The sequence below is a fragment of the Bacillus sp. JJ722 genome (genome assembly GCF_036963345.1).
Taxonomy (GTDB): Bacteria; Bacillota; Bacilli; order Bacillales; family DSM-1321; genus Bacillus_AD.
This window is the reverse complement of the sequence record NZ_JBALMO010000385.1, coordinates 1-1681: the sequence shown is the minus strand read 5'-3', so window position 1 is coordinate 1681 and position 1681 is coordinate 1. Positions and strand designations below refer to the sequence as shown.

Here is a 1681-nt window from a genome sequence, read left to right as displayed (position 1 = left end):
CAATAGTATATTGTCTATATAAAAATAGTAAAAACATATTCAAATAATAATCAAAACCATTCATAATTGTTTCTTTTCTAAGATTGGACTTACAAAATATCAAAAGATATTTTGTAAAACTGTCAAGCAGTCCGATTTCTTTCACTCAAATGTCGGCCGATGTGATTCATTACTGGTTTTAAGAGTTTAAAAATTCAGAAAATAATAAATTTTATATATGTTCATATTTTATTTTTATTTACTGTTAGTGTAAAATACATGTTAACTAACTATCATTAGACTACAGCTAATCTTAGGAGGGTACTCACTATGAATTTGGAACAATTAAAGTATGTTATAGAAATAGCAAAGCAACGGTCTATTACACACGCTGCTGACAAACTTCACGTCTCTCCTCCATCAATCAGCAAATCCATTTCAAATTTGGAAAATGAACTAGGAATTGTACTTTTCAGTCGTTCAAAAAAAGGGATGATTCCCACACAGCAAGGGAAAGCAATAATCAAAAAAGTATTCGAAGTGATGACAAAACTAGATGAGCTTAAGGAAGAGGCAAAATTCCAGGAAACATTAACAAAAAACAAGTTAAAAGTTTTATGTGCACCATCTATGTCTTACCCAGCATATTATTCGTTACTAAAAATTCGCGAAAAATTTCCAGATGTTATAATTGAAATACAAGAAAAACCTCCAAACGACGTATTAAAGGAAACAAAATTGGGTGAATGTGATATCGGCTTATTGCCTATAAGGCCAGAGTTACTAGATAATGAATTAGACATCGTGTACGAAGTTTTATCAATGGGAGGAGCCTATATTTGGGTAGGAAGACAATCACATTTATATTCTCTTGAATTTGTAACTCTAGAGGATTTTAAAAATGAACGTTTAGTTATGCATAACGGAGAACATACTAGTCGTTCCAAGGATTTATACTTTCCTAGTAACGAAGTTGTATTTTCTTCCAATAATATAGGCATTCTTCGAAAGGCTGTTAAAGAAGGTATAGGTATCTCTATAAATAGCTTTGGATTTTTTTTGAAAAATGAAACTGATGTACTAAACGGAGATATCAAAATTATCCCTATTAAAAATTTACCAACTGCTACTCCATATGGGTATATTCGCTTATTTAACAAGCCATTTTCAGAGCCTGCTAATAGTTTTTTAGATTGCTTAAAAACATATTTTATTAATGGTACATTGTGACTTTGGTACACAAGATAATAAAAAAAGAGAGTAAAGAACATATATTGTTTCTAATCAACAAACCAATTTTTGTAAATATATGATACTTTATTCGATTATAAGAATATGTAGATGGTATAATAAAGTAATGAGACATTCACAAGGATGGTGAGTAAAATGAAACTTCCGAATGAACCGTTCGTTACATATGAGGAATTCTTAGAAATGAGAAAAGAATCAGATCAATTATTAGAGTATATTGATGGAGTTGTATATATGTCTCCATCTTCTAGTACCAAGCATCAACGAATCTCTATGCGATTGAGTATTCAATTGGGGAACTTGTTAATGGGAAAAGAATGTGAAGTTATAGCAGCTCCTTATGATATTGTACTTTCTGATGAAGAGAATGAAAAAAAAGTTGTAATTCCAGACTTATCTGTTATCTGTGATCCATCTGGTTTTGATGAGCAGCGTTATGTTGGTGTTCCTA

Annotated in this window: 2 protein-coding genes; both read left to right on the top strand. The window is 30.8% G+C overall.

All coding sequences use genetic code 11. The features are described from left to right. Positions 1 to 309: 309 nt before the first annotated feature. Positions 310 to 1209, top strand: a complete 900-nt coding sequence (locus V7014_RS26550; RefSeq protein WP_335512033.1) for a LysR family transcriptional regulator — start codon at positions 310 to 312, stop codon at positions 1207 to 1209. 156 nt (positions 1210 to 1365) lie between these two features. Then, positions 1366 to 1681, top strand: a 316-nt coding sequence (locus V7014_RS26545; RefSeq protein ID WP_335512031.1) for a Uma2 family endonuclease, incomplete at its 3' end; no start/stop codon positions are given.